This window comes from Streptomyces sp. NBC_00154 (assembly GCF_026342835.1).
In the GTDB taxonomy this organism is placed as follows: domain Bacteria; phylum Actinomycetota; class Actinomycetes; order Streptomycetales; family Streptomycetaceae; genus Streptomyces.
This window is the reverse complement of record NZ_JAPEMI010000001.1, coordinates 4,696,784-4,713,439: the sequence shown is the minus strand read 5'-3', so window position 1 is coordinate 4,713,439 and position 16,656 is coordinate 4,696,784. Positions and strand designations below refer to the sequence as shown.

Annotated in this window: 12 protein-coding genes and 5 pseudogenes; 16 read left to right on the top strand and 1 reads right to left on the bottom strand. The window is 66.8% G+C overall.

Annotated elements, in window-relative coordinates:
* The first annotated feature begins 29 nt into the window (after positions 1–29).
* The 14 genes and pseudogenes from OHA03_RS21135 to OHA03_RS21070 all read left to right on the top strand — a co-directional run.
* The gene (locus OHA03_RS21135; RefSeq protein ID WP_267005361.1) at positions 30–710 is read left to right on the top strand and encodes a hypothetical protein; all 681 of its coding nucleotides are present in this window, start codon (positions 30–32) and stop codon (positions 708–710) included.
* A 734-nt stretch (positions 711–1,444) separates the two neighbouring features.
* On the top strand, positions 1,445–1,972 hold the full coding sequence (locus OHA03_RS21130; protein WP_267005360.1) for a hypothetical protein: 528 nt from the start codon (positions 1,445–1,447) through the stop codon (positions 1,970–1,972).
* A gap of 946 nt (positions 1,973–2,918) precedes the next feature.
* A pseudogene (locus tag OHA03_RS21125) lies at positions 2,919–3,083 on the top strand (dihydrodipicolinate synthase family protein); the annotation flags it as partial.
* Positions 3,084–3,357: 274 nt separating this feature from the next.
* A complete protein-coding gene (locus tag OHA03_RS21120) occupies positions 3,358–3,765 on the top strand; it encodes a DUF6416 domain-containing protein (protein ID WP_323181240.1) in 408 nt (135 codons plus the stop codon).
* A gap of 191 nt (positions 3,766–3,956) precedes the next feature.
* Positions 3,957–4,382: a hypothetical protein gene (locus OHA03_RS21115; protein WP_267005358.1), complete on the top strand. Its 426-nt coding sequence runs from the start codon at positions 3,957–3,959 to the stop codon at positions 4,380–4,382.
* 520 nt (positions 4,383–4,902) lie between these two features.
* Positions 4,903–6,360, top strand: coding sequence for an FG-GAP and VCBS repeat-containing protein (locus OHA03_RS21110; protein WP_267005357.1), 1,458 nt, complete (start codon positions 4,903–4,905; stop codon positions 6,358–6,360).
* A gap of 36 nt (positions 6,361–6,396) precedes the next feature.
* Positions 6,397–6,782, top strand: a pseudogene (locus OHA03_RS21105) (tyrosine-type recombinase/integrase); the annotation flags it as partial.
* A gap of 810 nt (positions 6,783–7,592) precedes the next feature.
* Positions 7,593–7,712, top strand: a pseudogene (locus tag OHA03_RS21100) (polyphosphate kinase 2); the annotation flags it as partial.
* Positions 7,713–8,219: 507 nt separating this feature from the next.
* Positions 8,220–8,981 carry a snapalysin gene (gene snpA / locus OHA03_RS21095; RefSeq protein ID WP_267005356.1) on the top strand — a complete coding sequence of 254 codons (762 nt, stop codon included), beginning with the start codon at positions 8,220–8,222 and terminating at the stop codon, positions 8,979–8,981.
* A gap of 188 nt (positions 8,982–9,169) precedes the next feature.
* Entirely contained in the window at positions 9,170–9,457 is a 288-nt protein-coding gene (locus OHA03_RS21090) for a transposase (protein ID WP_267005355.1), read from the top strand.
* A 67-nt stretch (positions 9,458–9,524) separates the two neighbouring features.
* Complete coding sequence (locus tag OHA03_RS21085) at positions 9,525–11,219, top strand: ISAzo13 family transposase (protein ID WP_267005354.1); 1,695 nt, start codon at positions 9,525–9,527, stop codon at positions 11,217–11,219.
* A 10-nt stretch (positions 11,220–11,229) separates the two neighbouring features.
* Positions 11,230–12,048, top strand: a pseudogene (locus OHA03_RS21080) (IS3 family transposase); the annotation flags it as partial.
* Positions 12,049–12,122: 74 nt separating this feature from the next.
* Positions 12,123–13,322, top strand: coding sequence for an IS30 family transposase (locus OHA03_RS21075; protein ID WP_267005353.1), 1,200 nt, complete (start codon positions 12,123–12,125; stop codon positions 13,320–13,322).
* A gap of 22 nt (positions 13,323–13,344) precedes the next feature.
* Positions 13,345–13,616: pseudogene (locus tag OHA03_RS21070) on the top strand (integrase core domain-containing protein); the annotation flags it as partial.
* 149 nt (positions 13,617–13,765) lie between these two features.
* On the opposite strand, the gene OHA03_RS21065 reads toward OHA03_RS21070, so the two are convergent.
* Positions 13,766–14,026, bottom strand: a complete 261-nt coding sequence (locus OHA03_RS21065; RefSeq protein WP_267005352.1) for a hypothetical protein — start codon at positions 14,024–14,026, stop codon at positions 13,766–13,768.
* Between the two features lie 311 nt (positions 14,027–14,337).
* On the opposite strand from OHA03_RS21065, the gene OHA03_RS21060 reads away from it, so the two are divergent.
* Both OHA03_RS21060 and OHA03_RS21055 read left to right on the top strand, forming a co-directional pair.
* The gene (locus tag OHA03_RS21060) at positions 14,338–14,712 is read left to right on the top strand and encodes a hypothetical protein (RefSeq protein WP_267005351.1); all 375 of its coding nucleotides are present in this window, start codon (positions 14,338–14,340) and stop codon (positions 14,710–14,712) included.
* A 119-nt stretch (positions 14,713–14,831) separates the two neighbouring features.
* Entirely contained in the window at positions 14,832–16,373 is a 1,542-nt protein-coding gene (locus tag OHA03_RS21055) for a hypothetical protein (protein ID WP_267005350.1), read from the top strand.
* The last annotated feature ends 283 nt before the right edge of the window (positions 16,374–16,656 follow it).

Sequence of the window (16,656 nt, the reverse complement as noted above, 5' to 3'; positions counted from 1 at the left end):
GCCACCGCCCGACACGGTCGAAGGACCGCTTGCTCCCACGGAAAGAGCGACGGAACGGCTTCGGCGTCGCCACGGAGGCGCGCAACGCCAAGTACCGGCCCGAAGAGGCGGCATCGGTGTATCTCATGTCGGAGCTGCGGGTATGGTGCGGCCGCGATCAAGCATTGAGTTGGGGAGGGGCTTTGAGAGCGAAGACAGGTCTGCTCGGGTACGCCGACAACGACGTGTCGGACCAGTTGCGACGAGTGGGGCCAACGGACCTGGCGCGGACGACGGGTCGGAGTGTGGCCTCTCGTCGCTGTGTGGCGGCGGTCTCGGTCCGCGCGCGGCTCGTCGCGGTAGCGGCCACGTCCTTGCTGGCTGCAAGTTGCGGCACGCTGGACGATCCGGTCAAGGACCGCTGGGAGTCCAGAACCGAATTTTCAAGTTGTGGCGAGGTGAGCTTGGCTCAGGGTGAGGAGATGCAGAAGCAGGCGGTTCCGGAAATCGTCTGCCTCCGGCGAGCCCTGAAGAGTGGCGAGAGCGCAGAACTGAAGGTGACTTATCCCACCGTGGAGGGTGACCCGATTCGCGAGTACTACCGCTTGACGCCGCAAGGCAGGCTTGAGGTGTACACCGACAGCACGGACGACCGCTACACGGACCGGAAGTGGTCGTTCGCTGAGTGCTACACCCCGGAGTGGTTGGCCGAGATTTCCTGCGATCAATGACCAGGCCAACGCAATGAGGCCGTCGATGGCCTCCGGGCCTGCGGTCCGCGGGGAGCTCGGCGGTACCCGGTGAAGACGATCTCAGCCAGCTGGTGACTGTGGTGAGTATTCAGTGCCGCTGGAGGATTCGGGTCGAAGTTCCCCTGGCAGATCGGGCGGGGGCGGGGGCAAACCGTTCACGACGACCGGAGCTGGGGCATTCGAAGGCGTGGGCACCTGGATAAGGAAGGGGAAGAATGTAATCTGGCCGCCCCTGTTCAGGATCCGCTTCGAAACCCGATAGCACACGATCGCGTCTGGATCACTGATGGTCGTATAGCACTTAAGCACCTCCGGTGCGACCTGAGAATTCTGTGGTGAAGCAACGGATTCACTCGCTGATGTGCCCAATATGCCGACCTCCAAGCAGAAAGAGGCCGCCGCTGCGACACTGACGCTCCGCAGGGTTGTCTTCTTCATGTTCATCAGCCCAAAGGCTAGAAGTGAACTGACGGGGGGAGTGCGCGGGAGAGTAGAACCCGGCGCCGACCCGACGCGCGACAGCCGGGCCGCCAGGCTGCCCCCGCTCCGGAGAGGACGCACCGCACAGGCACATGAGCCCTCATCAAGAAACCGATGAGGGCTCATGACCGATCGAGGCTAACGATCAACTACGGACGCAGGACGCCGGCGAAGTGCCCACGCGGCGCCTGCTCCATCACTGGCTGCTGGCCGGGGTGGTGGTAGTCAGCTGCGTGCCGGTCGTGGTCGTCGTCGGCTGCGTGCCGGTCGAAGTGGTCGTCGGCTGCGTGCCGGTCGAAGTGGTCGTCGGCTGCGTGCCGGTCGAAGTGGTCGTCGGCTGCGTGCCGGTCGAAGTGGTCGTCGGCTGCGTGCCGGTCGAAGTGGTCGTCGGCTGCGTGCCGGTCGAAGTGGTCGTCGGCTGCGTGCCGGTCGTGGTCGTCGTCGGCTGCGTGCCGGTCGTGGTCGTCGTCGGCTGCGTGCCGGTCGTGGTCGTCGTCGGCTGCGTGCCGGTCGTGGTCGTCGTCGGCTGCGTGCCGGTCGTGGTCGTCGTCGGCTGCGTGCCGGTCGTGGTCGTCGTCGGCTGCGTGCCGGTCGTGGTCGTCGTCGGCTGCGTGCCGGTCGTGGTCGTCGTCGGCTGCGTGCCGGTCGTGGTCGTCGTCGGCTGCGTAATCGGCCCCGTCCCCACATTGACGGGGGCAACATTGACGGGGGCATTGATGACGCTGGAATTCTGGATTTGGGTCATGTTGTTGGTTGTCTGATTGATGACTTGGTTTATCATCGTCTGCGACAAGCCAAGGGTTCTCGCCGTGGTCTGTGCCGCTGCGATGCCTTGCGCCTTTGCAGCTTGCGGGGAGGCGCCTCTATTTATCGCCGCTTGTGCTGCACGCGTCCCGGCAGCTGTCGCAGCGGCTGCATCTGTTCCGCTTCCTGCCGATGTCGCTGCCGCCCCGGTACAGGCCACAGGACCTACGGAGAAGTTGCCCGCACCCGTAACGGTGGTCGGTCCGATGCGACCGTCAGAGGAAGAGCGCACCATCATCCCAGCAGGCGAGACGTTGAACGTCCCATTGGGAGCGAAGTTCTCTCCGGTCAGGCTACTTGCTACTACCCGACACTTCTGGTTCGGGGCAGCGGAAGCCGGCTCGACCGTGATCGCAGCCATCCCTCCGACAAGCGCAACTGCCGCGGCGGCACTCAGGGCGATCTTCCCTCTCATGGTTTTCTCCTTTTCGGCACTGTGCTTGCGATCCCAGTCGCGTGCCGTCGTGAGCGGCAGGCCATAACCATCATGGCTACGGCGTGACGCTGACGTAGTGGCGGGACTGGCAGAAGCAACTCCGTGTAACTCCAGGTTGAACCCCCGCCCTTACACCTTGCGCGTTCTCTTCGAGGATGTCGCGCGGAAGGATTTCCCGGATTCAACCAGTAATGGCTTAGGGGTTGCCTCGAGTGACCGCTCGCTGGGCTCCACGCGGCCGCGCGACGGGAAACAAGTGAAGAGCAGTCGAAGCATGAACAAATGCGCGACCGGCGCAGCCGGGGCCCTGCGCGAGACGGAGACAGGAGCACAGGGCCCCGGCGATGAGCCGGGGAGCGCGCGACAAGGAGCGAGGAGCCTTGAATCCGTAGAGAATATTTCTAGTCACGCAGTGCACCGCCTACCCGGTGCGCCCAAAAAACTGCCGTCAACTACTACCGTCAAAGACCGACGCCGAGAAGTCGGCTCCGGTACGCGCGGTGGCCGATACGGTCGGCGACCGGGCGGCGGTCGTCGCGGGCGTCGGCAGCTCCGACACCCGGCACACGGTCGAGCTCGCGCTGGAGGCCGAGAAGGCGGGCGCCGACGGTCTGCTGGCGGTCACGCCGTACTCCTTTCTGGGCAGCATCGGGTCCTTCGGCACGCGGCCTGATCCGCAGTCGTATTCGTCGCCGTTGATGTCGGGTAGTGATGCCAGTCGACGCACTGGAGCAGGTGTTTGGAAGGCGCGTTGTGGCTGCGTCTCGACTCCCTCTTGACCTCTGACTCTTCCTCTGCTGAGCGGCTTGCCGGTAGAACTTCGACACGGGTTCGACACACAGTGTCCCGGCGGATCTGTACGGTGCGAACGACACACAGGCCGGGGACTAACTGTTGGGGGCGGGCATGACGGAGTATCTGTCTGAGGCTGATCCGCGTTGGGCTAAGCACTCTGGCGAAATGGGGCACTACGGTGCCCCGGAATGGGGCCCGGAGGACTTGGAGCGCGCTACAAGGTTCTTGGCTGAACTCGCGCCGCAGGCCCGGCAGATGCTCGAGTACCTGCTGTGCAACCCTGGCCGGAGGATCCACTGCACGGAGCTGGTGGATATGGCCCTGGGCGGTCCAACTGCGGGCGCTCCGGCACAGCGCGTAGCAGGCGTGGTGGGGGGAATGAGCAAGGGACACAGCAACAGTGGACGGCGACTTCCGTTCTACTGGTGGGAGGCTCCTGAGGGGAGCGCGGGCGCAACGTACGCAGTCCGCCCATCGGTGGCAGCGGTGTTCCTCGCCGCTCAGCTCGGCGCTGCGTGATCTGAATAGCCACAACAGACTTTGGGCGGTCGTGACCTGCGGCCATGTAAACGATCAACGCTGTGACCCGTGGCTTAGTTGACGACGGTTGTCAGTGTCAGTCGTCGTTGAGCACCCTTGACGGCCCCAAGACGGCCCCAGGACTGGCCAATCCTGGGCTTCGCCTTGGCTCGGCATGCCAGACTGCGGCCGTGGAGGAGATCTACCATTTGTGGTTGGCGGCCGTGCCGAGCCCCATACCTGAGGAAGAGGCTCGGATCTATTGGAACTGCAAGGACGATCCGACCCCGGTTCTGGACGAGGGCTTGCGTCGCGCCTCCTACCTCTACGTCGGTTCCTGGGGTGACGAGCACGAGCCGGAGAATCTGTATGCGGGCCAAGGGCACTGCCCTGCCAACCGGCTGCACAGCTGGCTCTTCTACATCGGGACGATCGATCGCTATCAGGCGCCGTTGCTTGACGAAGAGCTGATGGCCAAACTGGTTGAGTTCTACCGTCCCCGTTCCGGTGATCTCCCGGCCGACGCGATCGAGCTTCCACGGTTGGAGAGCTTTCTCCGCCAGCACTTGGGCCTGTACCTCCTCACTGAGGAACCCGGCTCGGAGACATACGGGTAGATGTTGCGCTTAGGCAGGCGGAGCATCAATCGCCTGGTCAAGCGCCGCTGCCCGGGTTCTGCGGCACTTGTTCGGAAGACGCCGTATGCAGACCACGGCTGACCTGCCAAGTTCCTGACCTGGTCCGGAACGCGACTGTCGCCGCTGTTCCCCGTGAGTCTCCGGAAGATCACGCCAGACCGGGCATGGAACCGGCACGCCAGTCACAACCCAATCGATCAACGCTGCGACCTAGCTGTCGGTGGTTATCACTGTGTCTTCTCGCCCTGGGTCTTGTAGGGGATCTCGGGGACCTGCGTTCCTGCAGCTCCGGGGCTTCGCCATGTCTGCCTGAGTGATCGCCATTGGTCGTTGTTCGGCTACTGCTGAGCGGCCTCGGACGGCCCAGAGACGGCCCTACAGACGGCTGACGCCGCCGCACATCGACCACGCCCGTCATTGACGTACAACCATTGGGCATCCGTACAGGTCGAAGATCGCAGTTCAAGCGCCACCGCCCGCTATCGGAAAACGGAGAACCATGCGCGTCACACGTACCGTCCTCGCAACTGCCACGGCGCTCGCGGCAGCGGTTTGCAGCCTGCTCCTCGCTGCCCCCTCGGCGGTCGCGGCTTCCGCCGAGCTGGCCGACGACTTCAATGGCGACGGCTACCGCGACTTCGTCATGCTCGGCGGGGCGCATGGCAAGGACGGCAGGGTCACCGTCGTCTACGGCACGTCGACCGGCCCCGGCACACGAGTCCAGACCATCCATCAGGACTCGCCTGGTATACCCGGCGCGGTGGAGCAGGGTGACGATTGGGGATTCGCCGCCACCAGCGCCGACCTCGACCGCGACGGCTACGCCGACCTGGTCGTCGCCTCACCGGGCGAGGACGTCGGCGACATCCAGGGCCGCGGGGGGCTGACCGTCGTCTGGGGCGGTGCCAAGGGCCTCGGTTCCGGCACCGTCTTCCACTCGCCCGTCGCGTCGGAGTACCCGGGCCAGGGCGACCAGTTCGGGCTGGACGTCGTGGCCGGCGACTTCGACGGCGACGGTGACCAGGACCTCACCGCTCTCAGCAACAGCCGGGCTGGTGTCGTCCTGCTCAAGGGCCCCTTCACCCGCACCGGCGGGCTCGGCGGCTGGCAGTCCCTCGGCGACGGCTACGGCTATCTGGACGCCTCCCAGCTGGTGGCAGGCCGGGTCACCGCCGATGCCGCCACTGACCTGTACATCCTTGGCCGCGATCTCCAAGGCGGCTACGACGACGTGGACCTGCGAGCCTACTTCCACCGCGGAGGCAGCGACTTCACCCGGCGCGCGGGCGAGATGCGCGTGCCCGACGACGGCGGCCACCAGATCGGCAGCGGCCCCACAACCACCATCGGCGACTTCGACAAGGACGGCTACGGCGACCTCGCCATCGGCCGCGCCTACGAGCTGCCGGACGGGGAACGGGGCTACGTCACAGTCCAGTACGGCGGCTCCGCCGGGCCGAACACGGCACGCAAACCGATGAAGTTCACTCAGGACACGGCGGGCGTACCCGGCTCTTCGGAGAACGGGGACCGCTTCGGCGCCGCCGTCGCCGCCGGCGACGTCAACGGCGACGGATACGCGGACCTCGCCATCGGGGCCCCCAACGAGGGCTTGGCGGGCAAGCGCCAGGCCGGCATGGTCACGGTGCTGCTCGGCCGTGCAGGGGGTTTGTCCGGCAGCGGAGCCAAGGCGTACGACCAGAGCACCTCCGGTATCGCGGGTGCCGTGGAGAACGACGACTACTTCGGACGGAACCTCAAGCTCACCGACTACACCCGGGATGGCCGCGCCGACCTCATGGTGGACACGAACGACTGGCTGGACAACACCCGGTCGGGCCTTGTCCACATGCTGAAGGGCTCGACGTCCGGGACTATCGGCACCGGCTCGAAGTCGTACACCGTGATCTCGCTCAAGCTGTCGTACACCACGCTCGGCGGCCCCTTCACCCACTGACCAGGGGAGTGCATCCCTGCGGACAACGGCCGGTCCCTGCCCGCCATCTGCCTCGCTCCCCTGCGCCGGCAAAGGATGCGGCAGACAGCCATGCGCAACGCTGCCCGTGACCAGTGGGAGGAGCCCGGCTACGTCTTCACCACCCGTACCGGCCGGCCGATCGAGCCGCGCAACCTGTACCGCTCGTTCACCCGCGTAGCGAAGACCGCCGGACTCCGCGTGATCCGGCTGCACGATGCCCGGCACGGCTGCGCAACCCTGCTGACCGCCGCCGGGGTCGCTCCCCGCGTCGTCATGGAGATCCTTGGGCACAGGCAGATCGCCGTCACGATGAACGTCTACGCCACGTCGTCCAGGACACGCAGCGCGAGGCCATGAGCCACCTGGACCGCATGCTGAAGCGGCGTCCCGGCCGTGAGTGACCGCCCCGGTTGATGTCAAAAGCAGATGTCAAAGGCCCCCAACCATGATCGGTTGGGGGCCTTTGCACTGGTGGGCGCGGACGGTTTCGAACCGCCGACATCTGCTTTGTAAGCGAGGTTGGGCGATCACGTGCCCGAACTGCGACTTTCCTGGCTTGGCGCAGTGCGGCCGTACTGCCCACTCATCGCCCCAGTTCCCCGCGGGTCCCCGCCCCTTCTGGCACGAGAGTGGCACGGGCCTGGGGCTGCGCCTGCCTCCTCGACGCGAACTATGGGCAAGTCGTTGAGGTTCGGGGCCGTGCTGGTGGAGTTGAGCGTGGTCGAGCGGCGGTAACACGTGGTCATGGAGGTCGCCGCAGGGGTTCCGGTCACTCAAGTCGGGTCCCGGGATTCGTACTTGTGCGCCCCGGAGTGCACCGACTGCCTCGACACCCCAAACCGCCGCCCACCGCCTCGTGGTCGACCGGGACGCCGGCCGATGCCCATCGGTCGGCGGCGGGCGCCGATCGCGTGCAGCGCCGCTACATCTCCCGCAACAATCTCCACCACCGCCGGCCCAGGCTCCGACACGAGCCCAGCATTGATGTCTCCCAGGCCGTACGAGACGGGCCTCGCCAGGCTGGAGTTACGCCGCAGGCCACAGTTCACCCAGCCCTGTTGCTGGGTCCGTACGGGCCGGCTGCATCAAGGTAGAGGGCCACATACGCAGCAACCCGACGGTCAGCGGCTTTGAGACGTCAGCCCGACCACTGCCTACGGCAGGGCACGCACCTCGTTTACGTGGCTGACGACAGCCCGGCCCGCACAGTCCCGAAGCCACTGGGTGCGGCGGACACGCTGCGTGAGGCGGGCGAGGAGCCGACCGACCTCTCCCCCACGCCGCTCGCCACGCTGCACCGCAGGCCCGGCTTCCATCCTGATCAAGACTGAGCGGCGGCAGCTCAGCGGTGAGGGATGCCGCTCATTGCCGAGGGTCACTCCCTGGGGGGCGACTCGGGGCCGGTGGAGCGCGAAAGAAGCGGAAGCCCATATTTTATGACGTCGGTCACAGCGTCCCGGCAACCAACCCACGCACTTAGTAGACGCGGAGTGGCAGATATCTGAGGATTTGTCCGTTTTGTCTTAGATGCGGATCCCGCCGTGTGTCCCGGAATTCCGCCCGGCCGACCCGCACGCCCGCTGCCCCGTGGCGTAAGGCTTCTGACGTCGTGACAGCTTTCCCTCTCCCGCCGCCATGTGCGGATTGGAGACCCGCGCACTGCCCTGGCGAGGTCCTGGGACCTACGAGGCGACGTAGTGACGGGACCCTTTGCGCTCCCTGTCGAGCCGTTCTAAGAATGACGACCCACAGGACGTCGCTGCAGTTCGAAACCGGTGTTCACGCAGAGCCGACCGCGCACCGGGCGCTCGGCGTCACCGAGTGAGTAGGAGCCCCACATGAAGTCGTCCCGAACGTCCGCGAAACTCCTCGCCCTCGCTCTCGGCCTGGGTCTGGCCTCCAGCGCGCTGGGCGCGGCGGTGCCGGCGAGTGCCCAGGCGGCCGCCACCCAGTCCGCTTCCGCCGGTACCTCCGTGGCGCGTTACAACGGGTCGGTTGAGGAGGCCGCGAACAACAAGGCGTTCTTCGAGGCTGTGCTCAAGTCGGTCGCCGAAAAGCGCGCGGCCCAGCCCAACGCGCAGGCGGTGACCGTCTACTACAACGTCTCCCAGGCACCGAGCTTCCGTTCGCAGATATCGAGCGCGGCCTCGATCTGGAACAGCTCCGAGTCCAACGTCAAGCTCCAGGAGGCTTCGAGCGGTGCCGACTTCTCCTACCACGAGGGCAATTACTCGCGCGGGTCCTACGCCACCACCAACGGCCACGGAGGCGGCAACATCTTCCTTGACTACGCCCAGAACCAGCAGAACGACTCGGTCCGCGTCGTCACCCACGAGACCGGGCACGTGCTGGGCCTGCCGGACGACTACAGCGGGCCGTGCAGTGAGCTGATGTCGGGCGGCGGCCCCGGCCCGTCCTGCACCAACCGCTACCCGAACGCCACCGAGCGCTCGCGTGTCGACCAGCTGTGGGCCACCGGACTCGCGCAGGCCCCGGGCACGGTGAACCAGCCTGACCACCTGAGCGCTGCACCGTCGGTACGGACCTTGGCTCCGAGCCACGGTCCGGGGCGTCCGCTCCACCGCACGTCCTGGAATTGATTGCGTTCCCAAGTGGGAAGCGGCTCGCTGTCGAGGATGGCTTCAGCCACATGCTCAAGACGGTCGCCTGAGCACTCTTGCAGGCTGGCCGACAGACGCTGGTGCTTCGTATGGCTGTCGGGCGTTTCCCCTTGATCGTGGACACCCTGATCATTGGATCGTGATGATCCATAGGACAGGAGTTCCCGTTGGGGACGTCAAAGTACTCGCCTGAGTTCCGGGCCGATGCCGTCGCGCGGTACCACTCGAGCCCGGGTGGGACGTACGCGTCGGTGGCCAAGGACCTGGGCATCAACCACGAGACGCTCCGCACGTGGGTGCGGGATGCCGAGCAGGCAGCCCGGCCTGGGGCGGTGGAGGCCACCGCGATGGAGAAGGAGAACCGGCAGCTGCGGGCGCGGGTGAAGGAACTCGAGCTCGAGCGGGAGATCCTGCGGAGGGCCGCGAAGTATTTTGCGGGCGAGACCAGCTGGTGAGGAGCCGTAATTTATCTACTGCCGGATTCGAGGCAACGTCGCTGTTTTATGTGGTAGTTGGGTTGTTGTGACGATTCCGGGTGAAGTTCTGGCGGGGCTGGATATGAAGTTCGCGGTGATTCTGCCGCATCTGGATGAGCGTCAGCGTCGTCTGTACCTGGCCTCCGAGGCCGAGGCGTTGGGGCATGGCGGGATCGCGGCTGTGGCCAGGATCGCGGAGGTCTCCGAGTCGACGGTCGCAAGGGGGCGTGAGGAACTTGCCGCAGGGGCAGCACCGTTGGGGCGGGTGCGCAGGACTGGCGGCGGACGCAAGTCAGCTGCTGAACGTGACCCCTGCCTGGTGGCGGCTCTCGAGTCGCTGATCGAGCCGCGTGAGCTGGGAGACCCGGTCTCCCCGCTGCGCTGGACCACTGCCTCGCTGCGGGACTTGTCCCGGGAGCTGGCCGAAGCCGGTCATCCGGCCAGTGCCCCGGTTGTCGGCGGTCTGCTGCGTGCGATGGGCTTCAGTCTGCAGGGGATGGCCAAGACCCGGTCCGGAAGCCAGGTTCCCGACCGTGATGCCCAGTTCCGGCACATCAACTCCGCTGCCGAACGCTTTCTGGCGGGGGGCCTGCCGGTGGTGAGTGTGGATACGAAGCAGAAGGAGCCGATCGGCGAGTTGGCCCGCCCCGGCCGCACCTACCGTCCCAAAGGCCGGCCCATCACTGCCCCGGACCACGACTTCATCGGCCCCGACACCCCGGTCGCCATTCCGTATGGCATCTATGACCTGGGACGTGACAGCGGCTGGGTGAATGTGGGCACCGACCGCAACACCGCCGCGTTCGCGGTGGAGTCTCTGCGCCGCTGGTGGAAGCTCCAAGGGCACCTCGACTACCCCGGAGTGGACCGCTTGCTGGTCACCGCCGACGCAGGAGGGGCAAACTCGGCCGACTCCCGCCTGTTCAAGATGGGCCTGGCCGGCTTTGCCGACGAGTGCGGGCTGAGCATCACCGTCGCCCACTTCCCTCCCGGTACTTCAAAATGGAACAAAGTGGAACACCGGCTGTTCTCCCGGATCACCCACAGTCTGCGCGGACAGCCGCTGACCAGCTACGAAGTTCTGCTGCAGACCATCTCGGCCACCCGCACCAGCACCGGACTGACGGTCCAGGCCATGCTCGACGAGAATGCGTATCCCACCGGCCGCGTGCTCACCCGGGCCGAACGCAAGGGCGTCGATCGGCGGGTCGAGCGCGATGCATTCCACGGCGAATGGAACTACACCATCGCGCCGCAGAACCCCGACCAGCAGCTTCCGGAAGATCCACACGACGAGCCAGGGCCGCCGGTCCCGCCCGAGGCCACCTTCCTCCTCACCCACCCCGCACTCACCGGCATGACCCGAGAACAGTTCGAGCAGCTCGTGCTCCAGCTCGAACCGTGCCGACAAGTCCTGGCCGAAGCCGAACGACAGAGTGAGGGCAGGGACCACCGCGGTCGCAACCCCGGCTTCGGCATCCTCGATCACCGCCACCGTGTCCTGGCCGCCGTGCTCCGCAGCCGCAACACCGTCACCTTGACCCTCGCGGCCGAGCTCATGGGCCGCACACGCAACGTGCTGAGCTACCACGCCGGGAGGGCCAAGCCTCTCCTGGCCTTCGCCGGGCCTGAGCTCGCGAGAATCCTCGTCTTCCACAGGACACACCCGCCCCGCACACTCGAAGCTTTGAACCGCGTGACCGAGCAGTACGACAAAGAGATCAAGTCCGGCAGTAGATAATTTACGGCTCCTGAGCAGCCGCTTCCAGTTCGTCGACGATCACCGTGGCGCCTTCGGCGTCAAGCGGCTGTGCCGGATACTCACGGTCTCGCGGTCCGGGTTCTACCGGTGGCTGGCCGGCACGGACGCGCGGGCCGGCCGGGCCCAGGCGGACGTCGAACTCGCCGAGCACATCAACCGGATCCATCAGGAATCGGACGGCACCTACGGGGTCCCGCGCGTCACCGCCGAGCTGAAGGATGCCGGGGTGCGGGTCAACCACAAGCGGGTCGAGCGCGTCATGCGCAAGTTCCACATCGTCGGGCTGCACCTGCGCAAGAAGGTCCGCACGACCATTCCCGAGCCGTCGGCGACGCCGGTTCCGGACCTGCTCCAGCGGGACTCCACCGCCCAGGTGCCGAACACCAAGTACGTAGGCGACATCACCTATCTCCCCGTCGGCAACGGCCAATTTCTTTATCTGGCAACGGTGTTGGACCTGTGCTCGAAACGCCTGACGGGCTGGTCGATCGCCGACCACATGCGGACCTCGCTGGTCACCGACGCGCTCAGGGCCGCAGCGAGAGCCCGCGGCGCCGACGGCCTGCGCGGGGCGATATTTCACAGCGACAACGGGGCGCAAGGCGGATTCAACTGGTCGTCGCAACACCTTGATCACGGAGGTGCGCGATGGGGCGAGACGAGAAGAAGGTGCCGAAGTTGCCTGCGGGTGCGCGACGGCAGTGGGCGGCGGATCGGGCGTTGCGACCGTCGATGCGTTCGCCAGGCCGACCGGAGCCGTCTCGTGCGGTGCAGCGGGACTTCTGGCGGCGGATCGCGTCGGGAGTGACGACGGCAGAGGCCGCGGTGGCTGTTGGCGTTTCATGGCCGGTCGGATCCCGGTGGTTCCGTCACGCTGGCGGCATGCCGCCGATCAGCCTGGATGAGCCCACGGGCCGCTACCTGTCGTTCGCCGAGCGTGAGGAGATCGCGCTGCTGCGCGCCCAGGAGATCGGCGTGCGCGAGATCGCCCGCAGGATCGGACGCGACCCGGGCACGATCTCACGCGAGCTGCGCCGCAACGCGGCGACCCGGAGTGGCAAGTCGGTTTACCGGGCTCTGGTGGCGCAGTGGAAGGCGCAGCAGGCCGCGAAGCGTCCGAAGACCGCGAAACTCGTAGGCAACGACAGGTTGCGTGAGTACGTGCAGGATCGGCTCGCCGGCAGTGTCCGTCGACCCGACGGCACGATCGTCACCGGGCCTGAGACCCGCGCCTGGAAGGGCTTGAACAAGCCGCATCGGCAGGACAGGCGATGGGCGATGGCGTGGAGCCCGGAACAGATCTCGCACCGACTTGGTGCCGACTTCCCCGATGATGAGTCCATGCGCATCAGCCACGAAGCGATCTATCAGTCGCTGTTCATTGAGGGCCGTGGCGCGCTCAAGCGGGAACTGGTCGCATGTCTGCGCACTGGCCGGGCGCTGCGGACTCCCCGTTCCCGGTCGCAGAACAAGCCGCAGGGGCATGTCACCGCGGAGGTCGTCCTCCGTGAACGCCCCGCCGAGGCTGCGGACCGTGCGGTCCCCGGACACTGGGAAGGAGATTTGATCATCGGGACGGGACGATCCGCGATCGGCACGCTTGTCGAGCGCAGCAGCCGCTCCACGCTCCTCGTGCACCTGCCTCGGCTCGAGGGCTGGGGCGAGAATCCGCCCGTGAAGAACGGTCCCTCGCTCGGGGGCTATGGCGCCATCGCGATGAACACGGCGCTTACGGCATCGATGGCGCAGTTGCCCGAGCAGCTGCGCAAAACCCTCACCTGGGACCGCGGAAAGGAACTCTCTGGCCACGCCCAGTTCGCCGTCGAAACCGGGACGAAGGTGTTCTTCGCCGATCCGCACTCGCCCTGGCAACGACCGACGAACGAGAACACGAACGGGCTGCTGCGTCAGTACTTCCCGAAGGGCACCGATCTGTCCCGGTGGTCGTCCGCAGACCTCGAAGCCGTCGCCCTGGCGATCAACAACCGGCCCCGCAAGACCCTCGGTTGGTGGACACCAGCCGAGGTCTTCGAGGAGCAACTACGCTCACTACAACAGCCCGGTGTTGCAACGACCGGTTGAACTCGCCCACTATGTGTCGAAGGAGTTCGCCCAGGTCTGCTCGGAGCTGGGCGTAACCAGATCGCGCGGCGCGGTCGGCACAAGCGCGGACAACGCCGCCGCGGAGAGTCTGAACGCGACCATGAAACGCGAGACGCTCCAGGGCCGCAAGCGGTGGAACGGAGCCCGTGAGGCCCGCCTCGCCGTCTTCCGCTGGGCGACCCGCTACAACACCCGCCGACGGCACTCCCGCCTCGGCCAGATCAGCCCGATCACTACGAACAGCGATCAACTACGCTGGCCACCGCCGCATGACAACCGGTGTCCACGATCACGGGGAAGGCCCCCCTCGGCGTCCCCGCTCACCTAGTCCTGGCCCCACAACTAACAGTAATGAGGCGACTCTAGTCGGCAACCGGCAACTCGCCTAGTCACTTGCCACAGGCAGCGACCGTCCTTGGTCGTCACACAAGAGGCTGGGGAGCGACCGGGAGCTGCTCGCCGTAGAGCCACGTGAAGGTGCGGTCCGGTTCGAGATGCGCGTCTCCCCAGTGGATGGCATGGATGCCGTTTTCCGGGTCCGCGGTGAAGAAGACACAGACGAGCTTCGTGGAGGCACCCAGCGCCTCAAATGTCTCGTGCAGCTCTTCGTACTCTTCTGTCGTCAGGTCGTCGTCGAGGGGAAACAGTCCCTCTTGAGGTTGCGGCCCGTGCCTCAAGAGCATCCGGCGACGTGTAGGGGGATGCATTTGAAGCCAGCCGGGCACGTACAAGCGGCCTCGGACGGTCGGCGTATTTGAAGGGGAAGAGCGCATGGTCGTTGATGACTGCGTACTCGTAGCCGCGTACGTCCCGCACGGTTTCATCTAGCACCCGTGCCGCATCGGCCAGGTTCTCGCGCACCGCCTCCGCGAGGGTGGCACCGTAGGGACTTCGCTTCTTCAGCCGAGCCGTAAGGTGCACGGCATGAGCCCGTGCATGAGCCCGGGCCAGTTGCGCCGGAACCGCTGCACCGAGGTTGCCGGAGGCTACCTGGGTGGCCAGGTGGGCGGGAGCCCTGCTGTGCCTCGCGGTGGCCGCCATCCATGTCGTGGACCAAGGCGGCATCAGTGCAACGAGGGACCCCTACTACATCGGCGTCGCCTACCACGTCCTGGAGATCGCTGCCGTGGTCGCCGCCGTGCTGCTCCTCAACGGCCTCGTCCGACTGGGATGGCTGCTGGCAGCCGTGGTCGCCGTCGGTCCTCTGCTGGGCTACATCCTCTCCAGGGGTCCGGGACTGCCCGACTACAGCGACGACATCGGCTATTGGACGGAGCCACTCGGGCTGGTCAGCCTGGCTGTCGAAGGAGCCCTGCTCCTGTTGTCGGTGCCGCTCTTCGTGCGGAGCCTGCGCCGCAGAACATACTGAGGCTGCGCCGAGTAGCTCGTACAAGCTCGGGCACCGGACTGCGGACGTGACCCACGACAAAGGGGCACCCGATGGCCCCAGGCGCAGGGGGCGCACAGCCGTGACCGCATAATACGCGGGTGACGACGAGTTCAGTGCCGTACGCGGATGTCCCCGCTCGCCCTTGGGTGTCCGCCGATGCCAGGCGGTGGGCGGACGCGCGGGTGCCCGCGTGGGCGCGGCCGGTGGGGCCGGCGGTGGTGCTGCTGGTGGCCGTGGTCATGGCGGTGATGTTCTCGCCCGACCCGGTGTGCACGGTGGCCGCACCCTGTGGGGCGGACTGGCTCGATGCGGCCGGAACGATGCTCTTCCTGCCGCACTTGGTGTGGCTGTTTGTGCTACCGGAACTCGCGCTCGTGTCGGCTCCGTTGCTGCTGATCTGGATGAGCAATCCCGATACTTGGCTGGGTGGGCCAGCCGAGAAGATTGCGGACGCCGTCGTTGTGGCGGCGCTGTGCTGGGGCTGGGCGGCCGTCGTGGCGCGGCTGCGGGCGCGCGGCCGCCAGCGGTCGCTCGTGCTCGACGCGGCCGGCGGCATCACGGTGCCCGCCCCGGCGACAGACGACGTCCGCCCTTGGCGCCGGGGCCTGGTCCGCGGCATTGCGGGGGCGATCCTCTCCGCGGTGGCCGGTGCCCTGATCACGACCGTCATCGTGGACGACCGGACAGACGACCGCCTGGCCCGTACGGCCACGTCGGAGAACGCCCGGGTCGTGGCCTACAACACTGACGACTACACCGTCACCGTCCGCCTCCCAGACAGCACACGACACAGGTTCGACGCGCAGGGCAGTTATCGGGTCGGCAGCAGCGTGCCGGTGCTGATGCACAGCGATTGGGTGCGGCTCGCCACTGAGCCCTACGGCGACCGCACCGGCCGCCAGGCGCTGGCACTCGTCCTCGCCGGGCTCGGTGTCACCGTGCTCGGCTCGGGCCTGCTCTCCCGCCGCCGGGCGGTGGCGCTGCGCCGCGCCCCGGTTCCGGTGCTGCGCGTCCTGACCCGTCACCATCAGGGACGTACGGAGATATTCGCCGCCGACGACATCGCCGCCCTGCGCCCGGTGCTGAGCTACGAGCCCCACACCCGCACCCGCACGGCACTGCGCCAGGCCCTGCTCTACGGTGCACCTGGCGAGGGCGGTGAGTTGATTCTGGCGAGCGCCACGGAGTCCGGGCAGTGGCTCGTCGAGGTGACCGCGTCCCCGATACGGCACGGTTCTCCCGACGGCACGGGTAAGCCCGGGGAATACCGTCCCGGCAGGCACAGCACGCACGGCCGCACACCGCCGAGCGGCCGAGGCCCGCGTCCAAGACGCCCTCGCCGCGATGACCCCTGCTACCGGACCGGTCCGGTGGCAGGCAGGTCCGGTGGCGCGCTCCGTCGGAGCGGCGTTCATCGTCGTGACCATCATGCTGCTGGGGACGTTCTTCACGGGTTCCCCTACGTGGTGGCAGCTGCCCATCTGGTCGGTGGGTGGTTTGTACTGGGTGAGCGTCTGCCTCCGGATGATGATCTGGCGGATCACCGCCGACTCCAACGGACTGCACGTTCGCGGCCTGTGGCGTACTCTCCACCTCCCGTGGGCGGATGTCATCCGCGCTGTCTACACCCCCGAAGGTGAGCTGATCGTCCGTTGCCGCACCGATGTCGACGACGCCCGCGTCGGCAGTGTCGGCTTCCCGCCGCTGGAGCGACGGCTGCGCCACCCAGGCCGTGCTGAGCGTGCCGCCGCCGAGATCACCGCGATGATCCGCGAGCCGGGCCTGCGACCGAAAAACGACGCCAGATGCACATGACCGACCCCCGCTCCGCCCCTGTCACGCTCAGCGGTCCGTCATATCGGCCGCTCGGGGGCTGATGCCAAGCGACTGAGCTCGCGTGCGGTTGCGGTGGTTGCCGTACTT

Bases quoted from the DNA above. Each gene is read 5' to 3' on its own strand.
- OHA03_RS21120 (WP_323181240.1), top strand. From the start codon at position 3,358: ATGACGGAGTATCTGTCTGAGGCTGATCCGCGTTGGGCTAAGCACTCT.
- OHA03_RS21110 (WP_267005357.1), top strand. From the start codon at position 4,903: ATGCGCGTCACACGTACCGTCCTCGCAACTGCCACGGCGCTCGCGGCA.
- snpA (WP_267005356.1), top strand. From the start codon at position 8,220: ATGAAGTCGTCCCGAACGTCCGCGAAACTCCTCGCCCTCGCTCTCGGC.
- OHA03_RS21075 (WP_267005353.1), top strand. From the start codon at position 12,123: ATGCCGCCGATCAGCCTGGATGAGCCCACGGGCCGCTACCTGTCGTTC.
- OHA03_RS21065 (WP_267005352.1), bottom strand. From the start codon at position 14,026: ATGCTCTTGAGGCACGGGCCGCAACCTCAAGAGGGACTGTTTCCCCTC.